Origin of the sequence: Trueperella sp. LYQ141 (genome assembly GCF_046599555.1) — a bacterium.
In the GTDB taxonomy this organism is placed as follows: domain Bacteria; phylum Actinomycetota; class Actinomycetes; order Actinomycetales; family Actinomycetaceae; genus Trueperella.
Genome location: NZ_JBKIWQ010000001.1, coordinates 401,193 through 423,903, shown reverse-complemented (window position 1 = coordinate 423,903; position 22,711 = coordinate 401,193). Strand labels below are relative to the sequence as shown.

Sequence of the window (22,711 nt, the reverse complement as noted above, 5' to 3'; positions counted from 1 at the left end):
AGGCGAACCTTCTCCCCCTATTTTCATGTTTATAGCGCAATCTCACATTGCCACCCCAAGAAAAATTAGTTTTTCGCCACATACCGAAAAGAAATTCGATAATCTTGAAGTCAAGAGATCGCGTTCTGGAAGATCACAGGAGATTACCGTGGCACGGATCATTTACACCCATACTGACGAAGCCCCCATGCTGGCTACCGCTTCACTCCTTCCTATCATTGACGGCTTTGCCGCATTAGCCAATATTGACGTTGAGATTCGCGATATTTCGCTGTCTGGACGTATCATCGCAGCCTTCTCCGATCGGCTACCTCCCGAGCTAGCCCAGCCTGACGCGCTCGCAGAACTCGGCGAAATGACTGCCTCCCCACTGGCCAATATCATCAAGCTGCCAAATATTTCCGCTTCGGTACCACAACTCAAGCGGGCCATCGCAGAACTACAAGAACACGGCTACCCACTGCCGGATTACCCTGAAGATCCCAGCACTGACGAAGAACGCGAAATCCGTCGGCGCTATGACGCAGTAAAAGGTTCTGCCGTCAATCCAGTGCTGCGCGAAGGAAATTCGGATCGTCGCGCGCCCATTGCCGTAAAGAACTACGCTCGGAAGAATCCACACCGGATGGGAGCGTGGTCACCAGAATCTCGCACCCGCGTCGCCACTATGACCAGCGGTGACTTCCGCTCCAGCGAAACCTCTATCATCTGCGATACCGACGATACGCTGCGCATTGTATTCGTCGGTGCAGACGGAGAAAAACTATTGCGTGACGGTATTCCGGTCGGGCGCGGTGACGTGGTTGATTCTGCCACCATGAATGTTGTCGCTCTCGATGAATTCCTCGCCGAGCAGGTACGCGCAGCCCGCGAAGAAAACCTCCTCTTATCGGTTCATCTCAAAGCCACCATGATGAAAGTATCCGATCCGGTTATCTTCGGTCACGCTGTTCGCGCCTATTTCGCTTCAACCTTTGCAACCTACGGCGAGCGCATTGCCGCCCTAGGCCTGAGCGCAAACGACGGGCTTGGCTCGATCTTATCTGGGCTGACCGCCACTGAGGGTAATGAGGATATTCTCGAATCCTTCCACAATGAACTAGCGCGCGGCCCGCAACTATCAATGGTGAACTCTGATCGCGGAATCACCAACTTGCATGTGCCGTCGGACGTCATCGTTGACGCCTCCATGCCAGCTATGATTAAGAATGGCGGGCACGTATGGGGGCCAGACGGGCAACCCGGTGACACCATCGCCGTCATCCCTGACTCCTCTTACGCTGGGGTGTACCAGGTCGTTATTGCAGACTGCCAGCGCCACGGCGCATTTGACCCAACGACGATGGGCACTGTTCCGAATGTGGGCCTCATGGCGCAGAAAGCTGAAGAATACGGCTCGCACGATAAGACCTTCATCGCCGAATCTGCCGGACGCATCGAAGTGCGCAGCTCAGATGGTAGCGTCCTGCTCTATCAGGACGTCGCAGCCGGTGACATCTACCGCACCTGTATCGCCAAGATTGATCCAATCCGCGATTGGGTATCACTCGCTGTTCGACGCGCACGCATTAGCGAAACGCCAGCGATTTTCTGGCTCGATCCACTCCGCGAACACGACCAGCGTATTCGCGAGCACGTTGAACGATTCCTCGCTGATGAGGATACCGACGGGCTAGAGATCTCGATTATGTCCCCTGAAGAGGCCACGCAAGCAACCGTTGATCGGGTGCGGCGCGGAGAAAATACGATCTCCGTCACCGGAAACGTCTTGCGTGACTATCTCACAGATCTATTCCCCATTATGGAGCTGGGCACCTCAGCCAAGATGCTCTCCGTTGTTCCGCTCATGGCCGGTGGCGGCTTGTTTGAAACTGGCGCCGGCGGTTCCGCCCCCAAGCATGTGGAGCAGCTCATCACAGAAAACCATCTGCGCTGGGATTCCCTCGGCGAATTCCTGGCTCTGGCCGAATCCTTGCGCCATTTAGCTCGCACCTGCAATCAGCCAGATGCGCAGGTCCTTGCCGATGCGCTAGATCGCGCCACCGAACGGGTTTTGAATGACGGACGCTCCCCACAGCGGCGCACCGGCGAACCAGATACCCGATCCTCGCATGCCTGGCTGGCAATTTACTGGGCTGACGAGCTGGCCAAGCAAACCGATAATCATGCGCTTGGTGCGATGTTCTCTCTTATCTCATCCGAACTGAACAGCAAGGCAGAGACGATCAATGCGGAGCTGTTGGCCGCACAAGGGAAACACTCAGGGATCACCGGCTACTACCATCCTGATCCCCAGGAGCTTGCCCGTGCAATGCGCCCATCAGCGACGTTGAACACCATCATTGATCGAATGCGAGCCTGCCGTAGGGGCAAGGCCTAAAGGCTAAAAGATCCCGTGCATAACCTCGGTGCATGAAGCAAGGGTGGATAGGGCAACCGTATATTGACCCGTAACCTCCATTGGCAATATACGGTTGGATATTATCGACGGTCGCTGTGTGGATACGAGATTAATCGTGACTGTGCGCGATTAATCGTTGCGCACAGCGGCCGTTGATTGCCGAATGACGAGATCTGCCGCCACGGCTTCGACCTGCCCAATCTTCTCCCCATCAATAGCACTGGTCATCGTTCGCACGACAGCTTTCGCCAGGCGTTCAAAGTCTTGATGAATAGTGGTCAACGGCGGCACGAGATGGCTAATACCAGGAATATCGTCAAAACCAATAATTGATACATCCTGTGGGACGCGCAATCCAGCCTCATGCAAGGCACGGATGGCCCCCATAGCCAATACGTCATTCGCCGCGAAAATTGCCGTCGGCGCGTCCTGGGCGAAAAGCTGTTCAACGGCCTGATAGCCGGTGACCGCATCCCAACCGCCACCGCAGGAATACTGCGTGGAGATACCCGCGTCGTTCAACGCATTGCGCCAGGCTTCTTTGCGGCACACTGCCTCATACCACTCTTGCGGGCCTTCAATATGTGCGATCTTCCGATGCCCCAAATCCAGTAAATGTTGCATTGCTTGCCGCACGGCACTGACCTGATCGACGCATACGCTCACTTGACCGGCATTAATATTTACTGGCTGGGCGGCAACCACAATAACCGGAACGTTGATATTGTGCAGGGCTTCAATTCCGCCAGCAACCTCAAATGGCGCAATAACGATGAGTGCCTCCACCGCTAGAGAGAGCAGATGGTCGCACGCTTCTTCCAAGGAGGCCGCATCCCAGTTCAGCATGGGGGCCACACCTGTAAAATATCCGGCACGGCGTACTGCCACTTCAATTGCCATCAGTATCGACGAGGGGCCATACGCTGGCTCAGCCGAAGAAATGATCCCGATGATTCCAGAACGGCTCGTCACAAGCGCACGCGCCACTGAGTTACGGCGGTAGCCTAAGGTTGCGATGGCCTGCTCTACCGCTTCGCGCGTATGTGGAGCAACTTTATCCGATCCATTTAGCACTCGTGAGACAGTCTGATGAGAAACTCCGGCCAATTTCGCTACATCCATCATCCCAGGTGGACGTCCTTTAGCTTTCACGATGCTCGGCCTTCCTTCCGTTCTCATTCGGCGTTCCCACGCACTGTGATCGTACTGAAGTTATTAACAATTCTGTATTAACTATATCGGTGCGGGTACGCACCGCGTGGCTTGCTCGCCATCATTGCGCGTACCCGCACCTCAAAGGAGAGAAATTGCTTAGAGTTTTATGCTCCTTGCATTTATGGTTGTGACTCCTCATAAGCACCGACGGCTTCAGTGCTTTCGACGAGTCCGTCGGACTGCGCATCGCTACCACGTAGCGCTCGTTTATTCGCCGCAGTAGTAATACCGCGCTGAATCAAAACGAACAGCAGCAAGAGCAGACCAGTAATAATCGTCGTGGCTTCTGGATTGACTGAACCGTCACGGATGATGATGAGGTTCATCGTGGCGTAGACCAAAGCACCAACAACAGAGCCAAGGACGTAACCGTATCCACCCGTAATAATCGTTCCACCAATAACAGCAGCCGCAACTGCGCTGAGCTCCCATCCTTGACCCAGGATGTTTTGCCCCTTACCCACTGCGGAAACGAAGACAACGGCAGAGGCGCCAGCCAACGTACCCGACAACAGGTAGATCGATGATAGTGCTCGTCCCGAGCGCAGACCCATGAGGTTCGCTGAGTCTTTGGCGGGAGCACCCATTGCGTAGATCGTCCGACCCGTTAGCGTGCGGTGCATAACCAGGTAGATCACTGCAACCACCAGGATGCTGAGGAAGAAACCTACCGAGATCTTCAGATCTTGATTCTTTGGACCGTCGTACAGCATGATCTTCGTCGCGATCAATCGCAGACCATACTCTTTATCCATAACGATCGGCTTGGAGGAGATCATCGCTGCAATACCTTGCGCCAGATACATTGTGGCAAGGGTCGCGATAAATGGCTGCATATCGAAGTATCGGATCAATGTACCAGACAGCAGACCACATACTGTGCCAATACCGATCATGACCACAACGACCACAATCCACGGTATTCCCTTATTTGCCATCGTTGCACCGACGACCGAGCTCAAGGCGATAATTGCACCGATTGAGAGGTCGATGCCGCCAGTGAGAATCGGAATCGTCATTGCCACGGCGAGCAAAATCAGATAGGCGTTGTCATTGAGCAACGAGGAAATGGTACGCGGCGTGAAGAAGTTGCCGTACACGACGTGCCCAACAATGAAGATACCTACGAACACTGCCAAAGCCACATAGGTTGGCAACTTAGGCATATTCTGAACGGTCCACGACCACGTCACATTTGACTTGTGCGGAGCTTTATCTGCTGAAGTCTTTTGCTGCTTACGCATCGTTTGCTCCTCCTTCCCCACTCGTCACTGCGGCAGGTGTAGCGGGTTCATCCCCTGCGACATCCAGATGCTTGCCTGCTTGACGCTCCGGCGCCTTTTCTACATGTTTCTCAACTGGCTGCGGATTCTTCTTCTTCCGCATGTCAATGAGCTTACCCAGCAAGGACGATTGCAATACGCATACGAGGATGACGATGAGCGCCTTGAACGCTGGCGTTGCAGCATTGGGAATACCCAGCCACACAATCGTCTTGCCCAGCATGGCAATAATCATTGCGCCCAGGTAGGAACCCAACATCGAGAAACGACCACCCAACAAGGAGGTGCCACCGATAACGACAGCCAAAATAGCGTCCATCTCGTTTGACATACCCGTATTCGCAGGCTCGACACGCATCACGTTACCGACGGAGAAGATACCTGCCATACCGGCCAGCATTGCCGAGATGATGTAGACCGAGAAGATGATCCGCTTGGGTTGGATGCCCGCCATGCGGGAGGCTTCCATATTCAAACCGACGGCCTCAATCTGCGTTCCCAAGGCGGTACGACGCATGAGCACTGCTACCAAGACAACGATCAAGGTAGCCAGCAACCAGGCAACCGGCAAGCCGAGGACGCGACCGTTGACGATCCATGCGAAGGCATCGTTTTGTGCGGCGACGTTCTGACCAGAGGTAATCACCTTGGCAATACCACGCCCAGCGAGCATCATAATCAGCGTCGTGATGAAGGCTTGCAGGCCAACAACTGCGACCAACATGCCATTCCATACGCCGATAAGCGCCGACACCCCCAGGGCTAAAGCGACGGCGGTAATTGCTCCACCGACACCGCTACCTGAACTGTTCAAGAAGGACATCGACACGGCACCCGCAACAGCCATCACCGCACCAACGGACAGATCAATACCAGCCGTTGAGATAACGAAGGTCATGCCGGTAGCGATCATCAAATAGGGGGCAGAGTCGCGAAGCACATCAACTAGCGGCCCAGTGAATGCCCCGTCAGACAATCCGATCTGCAAGAACCGTGGATCCTTGATAGCGCAAATCGCGATCAGGAGTACCAGGGCAACGACCGTGAACATCATCCGTCGGTCAATCTTGATGGGACGCGCCATACGCGAGACTTTCTGTGTTTCTTTGCTCATTGCGCTACCTCCCCACCGGCAATAACCGCAACGACGTCAGCCTGCTGGAGATCCGCAGTATTATCCAATTGCGCAATCTGCTTGCGATCGCGCATGACCGTTACTCGGTTCGATACCCGCAATACTTCCTCCATCTCACCGGAGATGAAGATGATTGACATGCCATCGTTTGCTAAATCGTGGACCGTGTTCATGATTTCCGTCTTTGCCGAAATATCAATACCACGGGTCGGTTCATCGAGAATCATGATCTCCGGATTCGTTGCCAACCAGCGAGCAAGCAGTACTTTTTGCTGATTACCGCCAGAGAGCGAACCAACCGGAGTACGCCAGCTAGGAGTCTTGATTCCGAGCGCCTTAATGAAACGCTCCGAAATCTCATTGGCTTCTGAGGTCGGGATCTTCTTCATCCATCCCCGAGTTGCCTGCAATGCAATCGTGATGTTATCCCGAACAGATAGTGCGGCAATCACGCCTTCGTCACGACGGTTCTCCGTTGAATATGCCACTCCCTGCTTGAGTGAGGTCAGTGGGGAGCTTTGCTTGAGCGCCTTACCGTTGAGCGTGACCGAACCAGAATCGGCCTTATCTGCACTGAAAATGAGACGGGCAACTTCCGTGCGACCAGAACCGAGCAATCCGGCGAAGCCCATAATCTCACCACGGCGAACCTCAAAGTTCACCGGATTGACCATACCCTTACGTCCCAAGTCAACGATTGCCAACTTCGTGGGGGCATCCTTGGCAACGTTGGTAAGTTTCTTCTCTCCGATTAGGCCCGCAGATTTCTCCTGGCCGATCATCATAGAGATCATCTTTCCGCGCGGCATATCCTCAATCACACCTTCACCAATGAAGCGACCATTGCGCAACACGGTGATACGGTCGGAGATCTCATAGACCTGATCGAGGAAGTGCGAAACGAAGAGGATTGCCACCCCTTGATCGCGCAACCGGCGGATGATGTCGAAGAGACGCTCAACCTCGTTCGTATCCAAGGATGACGTCGGTTCGTCCAGAATAAGGACGCTGGCATTAACAACGGTGGCGCGCGCAATCGCGATGAGCTGCTGGACTGCTAGCGAAACGCTAGACAGCGGCGCTTTGACGTTGAGATCTTCTAGCCCAACCTGCTTCAGCGCTTCATGCGCTTTGCGGAACGTAGACTTCCAATTAATGCCGAGGATGCCGCGATCTTCGCGGCCAAGCATGATGTTCTCTCCAATGGAGAGATTCGCCGAAAGATTAACTTCTTGGTACACCGTGGCGATACCGGCCTGTTCGGCTTCGCCCGGACCATTAAAACGACAGCGCTTACCATTGACCAAAACTTCGCCCGCATCTGGACGATACACGCCCGTCAAGGACTTAATCAGAGTGGACTTTCCAGCACCGTTTTCTCCCATGATGGCGTGAACTTCGCCGGGGAACAGTCGGAAATTAACTCCGTCTAGTGCCTTAACACCAGGGAATTCAATAGAGATTCCCGTCATTTGGACGATTGGCTGCGCTTGCTTTACAGCAACTTTGCTGTCTTTATCTTGCATCTCGCACTCCGTACCCGAGGGGGCAACACTGCCCACAAAATAGGGCTAGGGGGCGGGGTAGAGACTCTACACCCTCCCCCTAGCCAGCAGAGATTTTATTGCGCTCGCCGATTAGAACGGACGGGTGCTGATAACCTTCTCAGCATCAGCCTTCTCGAAGGACGCCGACTTAACGATGATGTGCTTCTCAACCGTCTCACCAGCCACGGCCTTCTTCACTGCGTCAACAACTTCCTTACCGAAGATCGGGTTGTACTCGATGACGTAGGAGAGCTTGCCAGCGATCAATGCTTCCAGAGCTGGCTTGGTGCCGTCGATGGTGATGATGTTGATGTCACCCTCCGGCCCCGGCTTCAGACCCTTAGCTTCGACAGCCTGGATAGCACCAAGGCCCATCTCGTCGTTCTGAGCGAAGATAACCTGAATATCGTTCTTGTACTTATCGAGCAGACCTTCGGTAACGGTCTTGCCTTCTTCAGTGGACCAGTTTGCCGACTGCTTCTCGAGGACCTGGATCTTCGAGCCCTTCACAGCCTCATCCCAGCCTTGGTTGCGGTCGTTAACCACCGACAGACCAGCCGGACCTTCAAGAACGATTGCCTTTGCACCGTTGGGGTACTTGGCAACTGCCCACTCGCCAGCCGACTTACCAGCATCGATGTTCGACGGGCCGATGTGGGAGGTGTACAGCGAGTCATCATCTGGCTCGATACCACGATCAACGAGGATAACCGGAATTTCGGCTTCCTGAGCTTCCTTCAGCGAGGCTTCCCAACCAGTTGCTTCCGTTGCAGACAAGACGATTGCGTCTACGCCTTCATCAACGAAGGAAGCGAAAGCCTGGAGCTGCTTCTGCTGATCGTTGTTCTGCGTCGGAGCATACTTAAGATCAATGCCAGCTTCCTTGAATGCCGACTGAATATCGTTTTCGTTCGCCGTGCGGAAGCCGCCTTCCGGACCCACAGCAACGAAGCCGACCGTCAGCTTCTTGCCACCATCATCGGAACTCTGAGACGAGCTCGATCCGGTGTCATTCTTTTCACCACCCTCGGACTTATCGCCGGAGCAACCTGCGAGCATTGCACCAGACAGGGCGATTGCCGCTACACCACTAAAGAGCTTGCGGAACTTCGAACTCTTCATCAAATTCTCCTCATTGTATTCATTCACCCGGACCCCGATGTCCCGGTGATCGAAGGATCTAGCTCCTCACCAGATCAAACCAGTAATTTTTGACGTAATCACTGGTTTCGAAAGGCACATCACCTACGACGAGCTTTTCGGCTTATACCGATGTTAACATTCACATTTGCATTCCGCTACCCCTTTATTCCTCCAAATTCAGAAATTCAGATCACAGTTTGATAACGGTGGATCATCCGCGGAAAAAGTTGGTGGTCATGGGGATTCCCATGACCACCAACATCGGCACTATAGCGTCACATTACCAATTAGCTCTGTTCCCGACGACGAACCATCGCCGCCCCAGCGCCAAGGAAGATAACTGCGCATGCCATTACCCACAGCACCGACGCACCCGACCATGCCAGGATCGTCCCATGCGGCACCGGAACGGACGCATTCGGAGCCGGATGCGGGGTAACCGGCGCAGGCTGAGATGGCTGCGGCACCGGCTGTGGCTGCGGATTTGGTTGCGGCGTTGGCTCAGGTTGCGGCTGCGGGCTAGGCACCCCGGCAACCAGATCAGCCCGAACCGTCAGCAATGTGACCGAAACCGGCGTGCGTTCAGCCGTCGGCCCACCCCAACTCTTCTCCGGATCCACGCCCGGAGACGTCCACGAGTTCAGATTTGCTCCGATCTCATCAACCGCCCCCACGGCGTAACGCGTACCAGCTTCATCAGTGGTCAGCGTCCAGCTCACCGGACGCTGGGTAACACCGCGCCCATAGGCCAATTCCACAGCAACCGTCTGCGGCAAAGCGGCCACAATTTGCTCATCCGTCGCATTATGCGGCACATCAACCGAGATCTCCGGCTGAACAACCCGCACACCATCAGCATTGCGAATCGCGTCATAGCGCGCCTTCGTCAGACCAATAATGCCACCATGCTTCGTCGATTCCTTCATGTAGAAATCTGGCGAATTCAGGTACTGGAAGCCCGCATCGAGATCATGCGTCACCATCGGCTTGTAGCCCACGGTTGGAATCACGTCGGCGTAGAGATACCACGTATCCTCACCATGCTTCTTGAACATGGCCGGACCTTCTACCCCGCCAGGATTGCCGCCAGAGTAATTGGCCGCGATCTTATCTTGGATGCGCGTCCACTTAGCTGTTGGCTCCCACCAGCGCTTATCCGTCGTCTTATCCAGGTACAGGCCCCTGCCGAAAGAATTATCCTTCGTCACGGCATAGGTTGCGCCATTGTGCTGAATAATCGTCGTATCAATCGCCTCACCGCCAGTATCGAATAAGACACCGCCGTAGGAGTAGGTGGCTTCGGTAAAGTCCGTCGTGACACCCCACATGATCCGTGAATACGTCTTTCCAGTGTGGTTCACATCGTCATCGGCGAAGGTCTTTGTTGACCAGTAGACGACGAATGCCCCCTTACCGTCACCGTAATAATCCGGAACCCAGGTTGCCTCCGGGGCCCACGCCATTCCCCACTGACCAGCCGGCTTTCCGTCAGAGGTCCGATTCATCTCGATCTGACGCAAATCTGACCAGTGAACCAGATCCTTCGACTCCCAAATGTTGAGCTTCGTCGAACCATGCAAAGACCACTGGCACCACGAGGTACAATCCCCTGAACCGTTATCGCCACCAAAGACACGTAGATCTGTGGCAATAATGTAGTAGGTCTGCGTCTGTGGGTTATAGGTGATATACGGATCGCGCACACCCGTCGTCCCCAACTGGGACGCCAAAATCGGCTTTCCGTCATTGAGCGGATCCCACTGCTCCGGATTATTTCCTCGCGAAATATCCAGATAGATCTTCTCGGCATATCCTTGGGAATCCTCAATAAAGTGGACCATCAAGTAGCCGTAGGGATCATTCGCGGCTGGCGCTGCTGTGATCGTCACCGGAACATTGCGCTGAGCCGTTTGCCCGCGCACCGTCGCCGCAGCCTGAATCTCGCCCGTCACCGGCTGCTCTCCCGTAGCCGGTTGAGAAACCTGAGCGATATTGTTGGCAACCGTGACTTTATCCCACTGCGAGCTCCACACCACGTCGCCGCCCTTATCATTGAGCGCCACCGTCGAATCATCGAAGGTCAATGCCGACACGCCAGCGAGCATCTTCTCAGCCGTAGCCTGCAGATCTGTGGCATGAAGCTTGGCATCCTCGAGATTAATCGTGTCGATTTCCTGCGCGCTCAACGCCCGATCATAAACACGGAACGTTGCCACTTCACCGGCAAACAACGGATCTGGGTACGGACCGCGGGCAATGGCACTCATAGTCTGCTCAGTAATCGAGGACGGACGCAGATCTGTAGCAACCTTCGCCACTTCTTTCCCGTCGATGTACCATGCGAGCGTCCCGGCGTCACCGTCGAGAACAGCAGTCAGCGAGTACCAGCGGTTCGGATCGAGTTTCTTCGCCTGAGCGTTGTACTCGTTCTTCCAACTTCCCGTGGTGATCGCAGTACGCGAGGTCTGACGGGTGGAGGCAAAGAAATACTTCTCCGTCGAATCTGAGCCGATATTCCACATAAAGTGGTTCTTATCAAGCACGCTTGGATCAATCTTCGTTTCTATCTGAATGGTGGCCGACTGCGCCTTCGTCAACATATTCGACGGCAGTTGCACCCACGGCCCCTTAGAGGTTTTCTCCCCACCAGTTAGCCGCAAGGAATTGCCCGTCCACAAGGAATCTGTACCGTTGACGACCGTCGCTGGTTGCCCACCTGGAACGATATTACGAACCGACGTGCCCGTCTTTTGAGTAAAGAGATACTCGGCAAGCAGGTTCTGCGTCGTGATCTTCGGGTTATGCCCGTCCCAATCGGCAAGCGTTCCCGTCACCGTTACCGTTGCCGTCACCGGATAGCGCGAAGCATCCTGAGCCACGCCAGTAACGGTGAAGGTTCCTGGCTTTGCGTACTTTTCTGGAGCAATCGTTTCCCAGGCAACTTTCGCAGTTTCCTGCGAGCCATCAGCCTTCGTCAATTGCACCTGATCCGGCATCGCGGGAGCTGTGCCAGCTTCCGTCGTCACCTCCACTGGTGCCACCGCCGTCACTGCCAGATTAGGCTGATATGCGGCCAGTACTTTCTCATACTCTGCACGAGTAATCGGCAATACCGTGCCGTGCCGCGGTTTACCGCCATCAGCATTTTGCGGAAGATTGTTCTTCAGCTTTTCTGCGGCTGAAACCCATGCCGAGCGCTCGCCAGCGTCGGCAAGTTTGTTCTTCGTTGCAAATGGAACGTAATGGTTCGGGCCACCGTGATAATTGGGTTGGTCAATGAATACATACCAGGCATATCCGTTGACATCCCCTGGATTGGCCGGGAAGAAGTTTGGCCCCTCCCCTTGGCGGAAGGTGTTATTACCAACCCCGTTCGGCAACCCGGCAGCGAACTGGTCAATCATCAGGTTCCACTTGCCCGCACCCTCGTCTTTGGTCGGCAACGTCAATTCGCCATTGTGGGTAGCCAAGAATGACGTGGATTTCTCCAAGCGCAAGGTCATGCTCGATTCGTCCTTATAGACGCGATAGAACATGCCATCTTCTTTGGCAGCACTGACGTCAATGACGCCCTTACCTTGCCCCTGGTTGACATCAATCCACACCTGCGGCTCGGAGAAGGTCACAAAATCATCCGTGAGGACGTAGATCATCCGGTTATACGTGACCGACTTGCGATCTGCTGGATTCGTCGTCGGGTACAAGTTTGAGGCCCAATACACCGCATACTTATCAATATCCGGCAAGTAGAACGCCTCTGGCGCCCAGGTATTTCCCGCATAGTCGCTCGATACTTTCACATGGCGTTGCGCCGACCAGTGAATCAAATCCGTCGATTCCCAGATCTCAAGGTAAAGCGAACCAGACTTCTGCGCGGTATCAAAACCACCTGCTAGACCTGCAATCTTCAGATCGGTTGCCAGGAGATAGAACTTATCGCCATCTGCCGAGCGGATAATGAACGGATCGCGCAAACCGCCCGTGCCGAGCGTTGACTCCAAATAGGGCTGCCCGTTGTTCAGCGTATTCCAATCTAGCGCATCATTGCCCTTCGAGGCCGCGAAGGAGATTTTCTCCGCTCCCATTCCCTCTCCGGTGAAGTACGACCAGAAATATGCCTGCGGCTCGCTTGCCGGTGTCGGCAGCGGCTGAACAGTGACCACAAAGGTCTTATCGATGCTCTTGCCATCCAAGGTCAAGGTTGCCCGTAACGTGACCTGAACCGGATTTGCGCCCGTGGCTGGTCGGGTAACCTTTACCCGCTGGGAGTCGGTACGCACCCCTTTTTCCAAGGCGATTGTGCCGTTACCGTCATCAACAACCGTCCAGCTAATCGCTGCGTCATGCTTACCAACTAGCGGTACAGAGAAATTGGACCGCATATCTTTATCGTTGATAATCGTCAACGCATCGTAGGCCTCGTCCAGCTTTTGATTGCCGGTGATAGCCCGACGTACCGTGAGCGCGAAATCATGCGTCTTGCCCGCCGGATCGGTCGCCGTCATCGTCACGACCTTATCGGCGTCTGCCGGACGCACAACCGTCCCATCCGTTGCGATGGTCTTAGGGTCAGAGGAGGCCCACGTTAATGGGAACCCCGCCACTGACGCCGGTGGCGCAACCGGACCAGTGATATTGTCCGCTGCTGAATTTGATGCCAATAATGCCCGCAAAATCTGATCGTTAAAATCTGCTGGCACATACAACTCGTAATATGCCTTGTCGCGGGCTTCCTTGCTCGGCATAGACGCGCGAACTTCGTCAGCGCTCAACGCCTGATCCCACATCTTCACTGACAGATACGTGCCGGTGAATAGGGAATCCTCCGCATACAGCGAGCGCCCCAAATATCCGAGCACGTTGCCCGAGGGGATAATCTCGGACAGCTTCTTCGAATGGGTAACGCTCGCGACTTGTTCTCCATTCAGATACAAGCGCAGGGTATTCCCGGAAGACGTCATCGTCAGGGTGGAAAAACCGTCTGCTGGCGTGACCGCCGCGCCACCGTAAGGCGCAAGACGATCTTCACCATTGGAGGCATCTTTCTTGACGCGAATTCCGGAGAGGATCTTGTCATTCTTATCGCGCGGGTTAACGAATACGTAGTTGCCAAGCTGCGTCGTATTCCAGTTGCCGACCCCATCGCCAATAACCCAGGCGAAATGGTTGGCTTTGGCTACTTTCGCAACGGTGGCTTCCACCGTGAAATCGTTATCCGTTGCTGTGATTGCTCCCTGCGGCAGAGCCGCATACCCGTTGGCGGATAGGCGCATAGCATGGCCAGAATCAATCGTTGTGAAGGCATCCTCGGGGACGTTGACGAGTGTCGCGTTATGCCCGTTACCCGAGATATCCGTCAGGGTTGTACCCGAATGGCTCATATCGTAATAAGCCGACGGTGGGGGCGGTGTCGTTTCAGCATGAGCAATCTGCGGCATTGCCACTATGGCAGTACAGCCTAGGGCAATTGCCGAGATGCCGGATAGCACTTTTTTCATACGTAACATCGTGCGTTTCCTTACCCGTGATTATTTATAGGCCCGCGAGCGCCGCACCAGTAGTGCACCGCCGCATACGAGCAGGACCGACATAGCGGCAATGCCACCGCTGGCCAAGCCGGTGTGAACGAGTCCGGGGGTGGGTGATGGCGCAGGGGGTGTGGGCTGCGGCGTCACCGGCTGGGGAGCCGGACTGGGCTGTGGTTGTGGAGTCGGCACTGGTTGTGGAACTGGTGTCGGCTCAGGAGTGGGTTGTGGTTGCGGCGTTGGATCCGGGTTTGGCACCGGATTCGGCGTCGGTTCAGGATCTGGCGTCGGCGTCGGTTCAGGATCACTACCCTTAGCCACCTCTACCGTGGTATTCGAGGGCGACACCAAGCCATCCGTATAGCCGGTGTAGGCAACCACTACCTTCCCGGCAGCGTTACCCGGAATAGTGATCGCAGCCTCGCCGTTAACCAAAGTCACATCACCGAGGTCTTGCACTTGATCGCTTCCCTCGGGCGTGAAGGTCACATGGACTTTTCCGACGACTTCCCCGCCATCAGCAGCCGTTACCGCTATCTTCACGTCCCGCCCATCTGCGGTTGCACTGGTCGTAGAAGCAACCGGCGCAATATCGCTCTGATGCGCAATAGCGGTCAACACCGTCCCCGGTACGGAGACGAATGCACCGTGACGTGGGCTTTCCGGCAAGCCCTTTGAGGGCAGCACCTTCCAGAAATCTTGGCGCGATAGCCTGTTTTCCCACGACGATGACGTCAGTTGTTCACCGGACATTCGGAAGGCCCGATAGCCACCAGCACCATAGTTATCCACAAGTAGGAGGTAGTCATTACCGGAAACGTTCTGCGGATCTCCGGCATTGAGCTTAATGACCTGTGGACCTTCACCGTCGTTGCCCGTCTTGGGACGCGTCATTTCAGCGTCCAGTAACTGCCAGCCCGTTGCCGGATTAGTGTTCGGATCAGGCGTTGTCGTCTTTGACGTCAGAACCTTTGAGCGCTCCAGAATAATATCCTTGCGCGGAATGTTCGTATCACCAGCTTCTGCCTTGGTGAAGCGATAGTACATGTCATCGACCTTGATAACCGTCGAATCAATGCGCGCGCCAGCAGTGTTCTGCCACTCGGTTGGCGGATAGGTGAAGGTCTTGAAATCACGAGTAAGGACGTAGAACATACGCGCTTTCCCGTCGGTACGAGTATGCGCCGCATCCTCATAGAGGCGGGAGGCGAAATGCACGACGTAAGATTGCAACTCGTCATCCCAGTAGGCTTCCGGTGCCCACGTCATACCCGCAGCCGGTTGATTAATCGTCAACGCACCGTCGTGATCGGTCGTCCGATTCCAATGCACTAAATCCGTGGATTCCCAAACATGGATCTTCAAGCTGCCCCACTGCTGGTAGCGCCCCCAATCGTAGCCGCCACACTGCACGCACAGATCTGTGGCCACCATGTAGTAGCGATCTCCGTTAACCGAACGCAGGATGTACGGATCGCGCAACCCCTTATCATCCGTGGTTGAGACGATAACAGGTTTGCCCTCGTTCGCCGGAGTGAAGGTAAAGAAATTATTTTCTTTGGTGTAATCCATGTAGATGCGTTCATTATTGTCAGCCTTAAAGTAGGCGGCGGCATATCCCGCATCTGGAACTTTTCGCGACTTTTCTTTTACCACGACGTTGTAGCTCTTCGTCACTGATTCGCTACCGTTAGTCACAGTTGCCGTCACAGTCACTGTGGTATCACCCGAACCGTATGCCGGACGGACAACCCGCCCGCCACCTTGGAAAGGATCTGCACTGCCCACTGCCGGAGCAACATACGTCCCATCCGTGGGGGTAACCACCTCAGGAGCAGAGCTACTCCACGCAATCTTTGACCCGAACTGAGATCCGGTGGTAACCAGCGGTAAATTCTCATAGGTTACCGCAGAAATACGCAAGGCATCCGCGTCAGCTTGCGCGCGCGACGCATTCGAAATGGCCGGAACAGTCAATTCGTAGGCGTACGTCTTTCCTGAGGAATCCGTCGCTGTCATCGTCACTTTCTTATCGATATCCGTTGGACGAGTGATCGTGCCATCAACAGCAATCACTGCCGGATCTGAGGACGCCCACGTCAGATCGAAGCCCGCAACTGAGGCCGGTGGCGTCAGGTTATGGGTAATCTGATCGGCTGAGGTATTTTCTCCCAGCAAAGCCTTACGGATCTGCTGGTCAAAATCAGCCGGCATAAACATCTCGTTATAGACTGCTTTACGGTCTGATTCCGGCTTAACCGAGGCTGCAACCTGTTCAGGAGTCAAGGTCTGATCCCAGAATTTCACATCCAAGTATGTGCCGCTAAAGAGCGCGTCCGGCTCATACAGGGAGCGCCCGAGATAGCCCATAACCTGACCGCTGGGAATAATGCTGGACATCTGGTACGGATGGGTCGCAGTGGTGAATTCCTTGCCGTTGAGATAGAGGCGAATCGTATCTGCATGGGAGGTCATCGTGATGGTCGAGAACTCACCTGAGGGCATCGATACGCCATTGCGCTTAACCCGAATCTCCCCGTTACCGCCGTCGGTTTTCACCCGAATACCAGAAAGGATCTCTCCATTCCAATCCCGCGCGAGCGGATTGACGAAAACGTGATTACCGAGTTTGGTGGTATTCCACTGGCCGACGCCATCGCCAATCACCCACGCAAAGTGGTTGGCATTTGCGACTTTGCCGACGGTGAACTCTACCGTGAAGTCGTTGTCCGTTGCTGTCACCGGACCTTGTGGGAGGACTGCGTATCCGTTAGCAGCAAGCGTCATCGCGTTCCCGCCAGAATACGTTGAGAAAGCTGAATCTGGAACGTCTACCAGTTTGGCATCGTAACCGTGCCCAGAAACATCTTTCAGGACGCCACCTTCGCGCGACATATCGTAATGTGCTGACGGCTCAGGAATATCCGTCTGCGCAAAAGCGACATGTGGCAGCGCTGCCATCGCGCTCAATGACACGACACTAGCGCCAAATACTGCGCCAATCGTGCGTAGTTTTCTCATATTTTTTCTCCTCTATATGCCTTGCAGAGCAGGCATTGGTAGGCGTCTTGGCGAGCCAGACGCCGCTATTTACCAGTGTCTGCGCGCCCGACCGTGCATAACGGCCCCTGCCAGCAGCAGGCTGAACGCGAGAAGTGCTATGGGTAGTGCGGCAACTCCGGTATGTGATAGCGTCGAACCAGGAGTCTCCGGATGGGTGGGCTGTGCCGGCTCAACCGGAGATTCCTTACCCGGAGTGGGAGCCGGTTGCGGCTGCGGATCTGCCCCTGGCACCGGCTGCGGTTGAGGTTCCGGTTGCGGTGTCGGCTGTGGTTGGGGCTGCGGCTGTGGAGTTGGCTGCGAGGTATCCGTAACGATAACGCGGAAACTCGGAATCGTTCCTGGAGCCACTTCCTCGTCGAGACTCATATCGAAAATTGGCATACCGTCAGCCGCCCAATGTACGCGCCGCACAAAGGTATCCCGCCCAGAGAAATTGGAGTAGCCTTCCGTCTTATTGGCGTAGGCGTGGAATACATACATGGTTTGGTCATCCTCATCAGTGGACCACATGCCGTGACCCGTTCCGAGTTGCCATTCACCGTTGAAGATTCCCGATTTCTGGATTGGATAGTTCAGTTTCTTCCAGGCTGCCGGATCGAGCAGATTCGTCGCACCGGAGGCATCGGCTACTGCGAGGCCTGTCGTGTACGTCCGGCCAACTGTTGACCCCGAGTAGATCATGTACAGCTTGCCATCGCGCATAATCACGTTCGGACCTTCGGCGATCGCGTTATCCCAGGCATATTCTGGCGAAACAATCAACATTGGATCGCTCGTGACGTGGTATGGATCAGCCGGATTGACACTCGCAATGTACACCGCGCCAAGCTGCTGCCAGGCGTAATAGCCCGCACCCTTAGCATCGGTAAAGTACGTCATATCGAGGGACATTCCAGTTGTGCCGTCAATACGCTGGGAAAGCGGGGAGCCATCTGCGCGCGTCACCGTCCGTGGATCAGTCCAGCTTTCGGCCTTGGTTGGATCCATGTCGTCGCCGTTGGCGTCCTTCTTCAACTGCATAATTGCCGAGGCACCATCTGCCCAGTTGGAGTTGTAGCTAGGCATGAACAAGATGGATAGCGTCCCGTTGATTTCATGGAATTCTGGCGCCCAGAAAGATCCGGTGATTGGCTGCCCGTCAGTATTCTTATCGCCTGCCTTGCGCAAGATGGATTCTTTGGGATTGAATCCTTCTTTATCAATTAATCCCTGCGGATCACCCGGGGTATCTGCCAAGGCAGCAATCGAATCCGCCATCCGAATCGGCATGTGTGGATGCTTGCGCTGCCAGACGTTATCGCCATAAATATCATTCGTGGCGATCATGAGGAATTTCTTTTCCTCAATGCCGTTGTGCTTCCAGATCCATTCCCGCACCGTCGGATCGGCACGTTCCTCAGCGAAAGGCAGGGGGTAGTTCGTCTGCTTGATCTTTCCGGTTACCTCGTATGTTCCCGGAGTATTGAAATTGACCTTAGAGGTGTCCCAATCAATAGCGGGCATTTGCCGCGTTGAGCCGTCGGAGTAGGTTAAGGTCACCGACGTTGGCAACGCAATATCTGCCGAGCTTGCCCCAATACGCACACTCTGATCGGCTAATGGCGCCATACCAGTATTGGTAATACGACCATAGCGCGTCATAAGTGGCTGAACCCGCGACCCCTCCACGGCAATAATGTGACCACTACGGAAATCCTCAATCTTGGCCGCATTCACCGTTCCGATCATGTCGATACTGCCGACGTGTACTGGCCCTGGCAATGATTCAGCCCGAGAGGATAACGAGGTGTAGGTCGTCCACTTTGGTACGCCCGAATCGTCTACCCAGCTCACAATGTAGCGATCCGCAGCAGAATCGTAGACGGCATTCGGCTTATTAACCCCGTTCGTCTCCGGCACAGTGATGATTGCTCGAGAGTTTGCCCGCTCATCAAAACTGAGCAGATCCTTTGAACTCGCAAATAAGATCGCGTTATCCGTTTGGGGGTCACGCACGTCGCTGCCGCGATTGGTCCGAACTGCCACTATGCCGTAACTGCCATCTTTCATGTAGAACATGGCCGGATCGCGCAATGAGCGATGCGATTTCAGATCGACGTCGGTTGCATTCGCTGGCGCGATATTCGTTCGCGCAAAGAAAATGCCGTAATTCTCATTTAGTGGCTGCCACGTCGTGCCATCACTTCCCAATGCCATGTGCATCGAGTAGGCAATATCGGCGTTATTTGCCGTCATCTCTGAGGTTGGGGTGCGGTCATAGCTGATGAGGAGCTGCGAATCTGCTTCGGCAAGAACCCGCACCGCAAAGGTTTTGCTCACTTTTACGCCACGGACGTCAATCGTTGCCGTGATAGTCGAATCGGTCGTACTTTGTGCTCGGATAACACCCTGGGCGTCAATCTGTAGTCCAGCGCCGGCAGCAAAGCTCAGCATTCCATCACTGACGGTAGGAAGCGTCATACCAGAACGCAGCACAGTGGGAATAGCGTAGGAGCTGGCCACTTCTGCCGCGTAATCCTCCGGAGTTTGATCCGAGGGCTGGACGCTGAGGTGAAAATCTCGCGTGGCAGTGATTCCCCGTAGGGTCGCGCTCGCATGAAGCGTCACAGCAACGGCACCCTGCCCAGCCATCGGCCTATTAACTTTGCCGTTGGGCTCGATAACAGCGGGATTATCCGAGGTCCACGTGATTGTTCCGTTTTCCGTCGGCAATCCAATATAGCTGGTCGTTACCTCGTTAGGCAGTTCAATCTTTTCTAGCGTTGCTGCGGCTGCCGCTTGGATTTCTTGGGTGTGTAATGTGGCATCGCTATCTGAAAGCTGAGCAATTTCTGCCGCGGAAAGCACCTTATCGTAAACGCGGAAAGTCGCGACCTTCCCTTCGAAAAGCGGGTCGGGCCACGGTGAGCGAGCAATAGTGTTGAGAGACTGGTTCGCGATTGCCTTTGGGCCAGCGGGAACGCTTCCTCGCGCGACCTCTTTACCGTTAATAAAGAGTGCCCCCTGCCCTGCGTCGCCATCAATGGTTATCGTCACCGAACTCCAGGTATCTGCTTGAATCGGGCATCCACTCGATTGGATAAGCTCTTCACCACTGGCTACTCGAATTCCCATTAAGGGATGACGATTACTGGCGCAGTTCAGTGAGGCGAATAGGTATTCTTCATTGCGATCATTGCCGATATTCCACAGGAAATGGAAAGCGCTGAGCATCGCATTGGAAGCGGTTAGTTCCATCTGAATTGTTGCCGCAGAGGCATTCGTCAGCAGATTTTCTGGAAGTTTAACCCATGATCCGTTCGATTCTTTTGCCCCACCAGTTAAGGTTAGAGCTTCTTTTCCCCACAGATCATCGCGTGGGTTTTGTACTAATGCCGGTCCGAAAGCAGAACCGGTAGCGGTATTGGGAACCGTGGTGCCATCTGCCGGTTTAGCAGTAAAGAGATACTCCGCTACTGCCCCAGATGGCGGTGCACTATGTGCAGATTCAGCCAGACACAGTAATCCGGCAAACGTAAGAAGGATAGTTGTTATTAAGCTCGTGATCTTCATTGACCAGCGATGGTGAATTGTCATTGTGTATATCCCGATCGGTGAGGACGACAGAGACGAACTGAGACTGAGCGCTTGGAAAGCAGCTAGTATGCGCCGTGCAGTTTACCCAGATAATGCCATTCCCTCGTAGCGCTGCTCCGTTGCCGCACTACACAGTAAATGTTCTCGTTAACATGATAAGGAATAGCAGGGTGGACGACCAGCGCCACCCACCCTGACGCGCGAACTATTCCTTAGGAAGTGCCCGCAACGCACTGGCCTCAACATCAAGCCCAGCACGATAGCGTTCAATAAAGGTCGTATATCCAGCAACATCAGCCGGATCTGGCTCTAAGACCGTCTCTTCGACGTCATTAAAGACAGTCTCTTTGAGGTATTGTGCCAAGTCCATCTTGCCGGCGTACTCGGGACGCAGATAGTTAGCGAGCATGGCGATACCCCACGCACCACCCTCACCTGCACCTTCGGAAACCACAATCCGGCGGTTCAGCGCCGCAGCCAGAATCCGCTGCGGGGCGATCGGCGTCTTGAAAATGCCGCCATGTGCGAGGAAGTGCTCAATATGGACGCCCTCTTCCTCGGTAAGAATATCCATGCCGATACGCAGCGAAGCGAACAATGACATCATGTTCACGCGCATAACGTTCGCCAAGGAAATCGTGCTATCTGAGGTGCAGTACATCAACGGTCGCCCCTCATCAACCTTCGTCACATGCTCCCCAGCCAGGTAGTTAAAAGCTACCATCTGTGAACCATCCGGATCGCCAGTAAGAGCGTGCTCATAGAGCAGATCGTAGAGCTCCCCCTTCTTCTTATCCGTGCCGATCAGCTCGGCGAAATTGACAAAGACTTTGACGATGGCATCCAGTATCCCCGTGCCGTTAATACAGTGCACCATGGCCACTGGATCACCGGCCGGAGTCGTCACCGGATCAAGTTCTTCATGGGAGGAGGTCAGCGGCTTATCCAAAACCACCATGGCGAAAACCGAGGTTCCCACTGAGATATTGCCTGTGCTCACCGCAACCGAGTTCGTCGCGACCATGCCAGTACCAGCATCGCCTTCTGGCGGGCACATCCGCGCGCCTGGCTGCAATACCCCCGAAGGATCGAGAATCGCTGCGCCTTCTGCGGTTAAACATCCGGCGTCTTCGCCAGCGCACTTAATTATTGGCAGCAGATCAGTAACTTTCCACGGATATCCGCGATGTGCAACTAGCTCATCGAAGATCGCCACACAGCGCTCATCGTATTGCCTCGTCGCATCGTCAATTGGGAACATGCCTGAGGCGTCCCCAATACCGAGGATGTTCTCACCAGAGAGCAGACGATGCGCATAACCAGCCAGAGTGGTCATTGAGGTCAGACGGGATACGTGCTCTTCATCATTGAGCACCGCCTGATATAGATGAGCGACCGACCAGCGCTGCGGAATCGTAATCCCAAACCGTTTCGTCAGTTCCGCCGAAGCCTCGCCCGTCATCGTATTGCGGTAGGTGCGGAACGGAACTAATAGTGATCCAGCTTCATCGAAAGCCAGATACCCGTGCATCAATGCCGAGAAGCCAAGATACCCCACCGAGGTGATTGGCACGCCATAACGCTCATCCACATCGGCACATAGGGCGCGGTAGCATGCCTGCAGACCGCCGTGGATCTGCTCCATCGTGTACGTCCATACGCCGTCAATTTGCTTTGATTCCCAGTCAGAGGTTCCAACAGCCAAAATCTCGTTTGCAGTATTGACGAGCACTGCCTTGATTCGAGTTGAGCCAAATTCGATACCTAGGCTCGTCTGCCCCTCGCTGATTGCCCGCGCGGCGCTCTCTTTGTCAATCGTCATT

Annotated in this window: 10 protein-coding genes; 1 reads left to right on the top strand and 9 read right to left on the bottom strand. The window is 54.7% G+C overall.

All coding sequences use genetic code 11. The annotated features are described in order from the left end of the window. Nucleotides 1-148: 148 nt before the first annotated feature. A complete protein-coding gene (locus ACLHIJ_RS01700) occupies nt 149-2,380 on the top strand; it encodes an NADP-dependent isocitrate dehydrogenase (RefSeq protein ID WP_411295873.1) in 2,232 nt (743 codons plus the stop codon). A gap of 150 nt (nt 2,381-2,530) precedes the next feature. Here ACLHIJ_RS01700 and ACLHIJ_RS01695 read toward each other — a convergent pair whose 3' ends face one another. The 9 genes from ACLHIJ_RS01695 to ACLHIJ_RS01655 form a co-directional block, all read right to left on the bottom strand. Next, nucleotides 2,531-3,553: a LacI family DNA-binding transcriptional regulator gene (locus ACLHIJ_RS01695; RefSeq protein WP_411295874.1), complete on the bottom strand. Its 1,023-nt coding sequence runs from the start codon at nt 3,551-3,553 to the stop codon at nt 2,531-2,533. Between the two features lie 182 nt (nt 3,554-3,735). Beyond that, nucleotides 3,736-4,860: an ABC transporter permease gene (locus tag ACLHIJ_RS01690; protein WP_411295875.1), complete on the bottom strand. Its 1,125-nt coding sequence runs from the start codon at nt 4,858-4,860 to the stop codon at nt 3,736-3,738. After that, nucleotides 4,853-6,013 (bottom strand): ABC transporter permease, encoded by a 1,161-nt coding sequence (locus tag ACLHIJ_RS01685; protein ID WP_411295876.1) that lies wholly within the window; start codon nt 6,011-6,013, stop codon nt 4,853-4,855. The genes ACLHIJ_RS01690 and ACLHIJ_RS01685 overlap by 8 nt, the downstream gene beginning before the upstream one ends. Beyond that, the gene (locus ACLHIJ_RS01680) at nt 6,010-7,560 is read right to left on the bottom strand and encodes a sugar ABC transporter ATP-binding protein (protein ID WP_411295877.1); all 1,551 of its coding nucleotides are present in this window, start codon (nt 7,558-7,560) and stop codon (nt 6,010-6,012) included. Before ACLHIJ_RS01680 ends, ACLHIJ_RS01685 begins: the two co-directional genes overlap by 4 nt. A gap of 111 nt (nt 7,561-7,671) precedes the next feature. Further along, on the bottom strand, nt 7,672-8,703 hold the full coding sequence (locus ACLHIJ_RS01675; protein ID WP_411295878.1) for an ABC transporter substrate-binding protein: 1,032 nt from the start codon (nt 8,701-8,703) through the stop codon (nt 7,672-7,674). A gap of 308 nt (nt 8,704-9,011) precedes the next feature. Next, on the bottom strand, nt 9,012-14,231 hold the full coding sequence (locus tag ACLHIJ_RS01670) for a LamG-like jellyroll fold domain-containing protein (protein ID WP_411298341.1): 5,220 nt from the start codon (nt 14,229-14,231) through the stop codon (nt 9,012-9,014). A 21-nt stretch (nt 14,232-14,252) separates the two neighbouring features. Continuing rightward, nucleotides 14,253-17,270: an immunoglobulin-like domain-containing protein gene (locus ACLHIJ_RS01665; protein WP_411298340.1), complete on the bottom strand. Its 3,018-nt coding sequence runs from the start codon at nt 17,268-17,270 to the stop codon at nt 14,253-14,255. A gap of 69 nt (nt 17,271-17,339) precedes the next feature. After that, nucleotides 17,340-20,888: a family 43 glycosylhydrolase gene (locus tag ACLHIJ_RS01660; RefSeq protein ID WP_411298339.1), complete on the bottom strand. Its 3,549-nt coding sequence runs from the start codon at nt 20,886-20,888 to the stop codon at nt 17,340-17,342. A gap of 205 nt (nt 20,889-21,093) precedes the next feature. Next, on the bottom strand, nt 21,094-22,710 hold the full coding sequence (locus ACLHIJ_RS01655) for an FGGY-family carbohydrate kinase (protein WP_411295882.1): 1,617 nt from the start codon (nt 22,708-22,710) through the stop codon (nt 21,094-21,096). Nucleotide 22,711: the final 1 nt, after the last annotated feature.

Bases quoted from the DNA above. Each gene is read 5' to 3' on its own strand.
- ACLHIJ_RS01665 (WP_411298340.1), bottom strand. From the start codon at position 17,270: ATGAGAAAACTACGCACGATTGGCGCAGTATTTGGCGCTAGTGTCGTG.
- ACLHIJ_RS01690 (WP_411295875.1), bottom strand. From the start codon at position 4,860: ATGCGTAAGCAGCAAAAGACTTCAGCAGATAAAGCTCCGCACAAGTCA.
- ACLHIJ_RS01670 (WP_411298341.1), bottom strand. From the start codon at position 14,231: ATGTTACGTATGAAAAAAGTGCTATCCGGCATCTCGGCAATTGCCCTA.
- ACLHIJ_RS01685 (WP_411295876.1), bottom strand. From the start codon at position 6,013: ATGAGCAAAGAAACACAGAAAGTCTCGCGTATGGCGCGTCCCATCAAG.
- ACLHIJ_RS01675 (WP_411295878.1), bottom strand. From the start codon at position 8,703: ATGAAGAGTTCGAAGTTCCGCAAGCTCTTTAGTGGTGTAGCGGCAATC.
- ACLHIJ_RS01660 (WP_411298339.1), bottom strand. From the start codon at position 20,888: ATGACAATTCACCATCGCTGGTCAATGAAGATCACGAGCTTAATAACA.
- ACLHIJ_RS01680 (WP_411295877.1), bottom strand. From the start codon at position 7,560: ATGCAAGATAAAGACAGCAAAGTTGCTGTAAAGCAAGCGCAGCCAATC.
- ACLHIJ_RS01655 (WP_411295882.1), bottom strand. From the start codon at position 22,710: ATGACGATTGACAAAGAGAGCGCCGCGCGGGCAATCAGCGAGGGGCAG.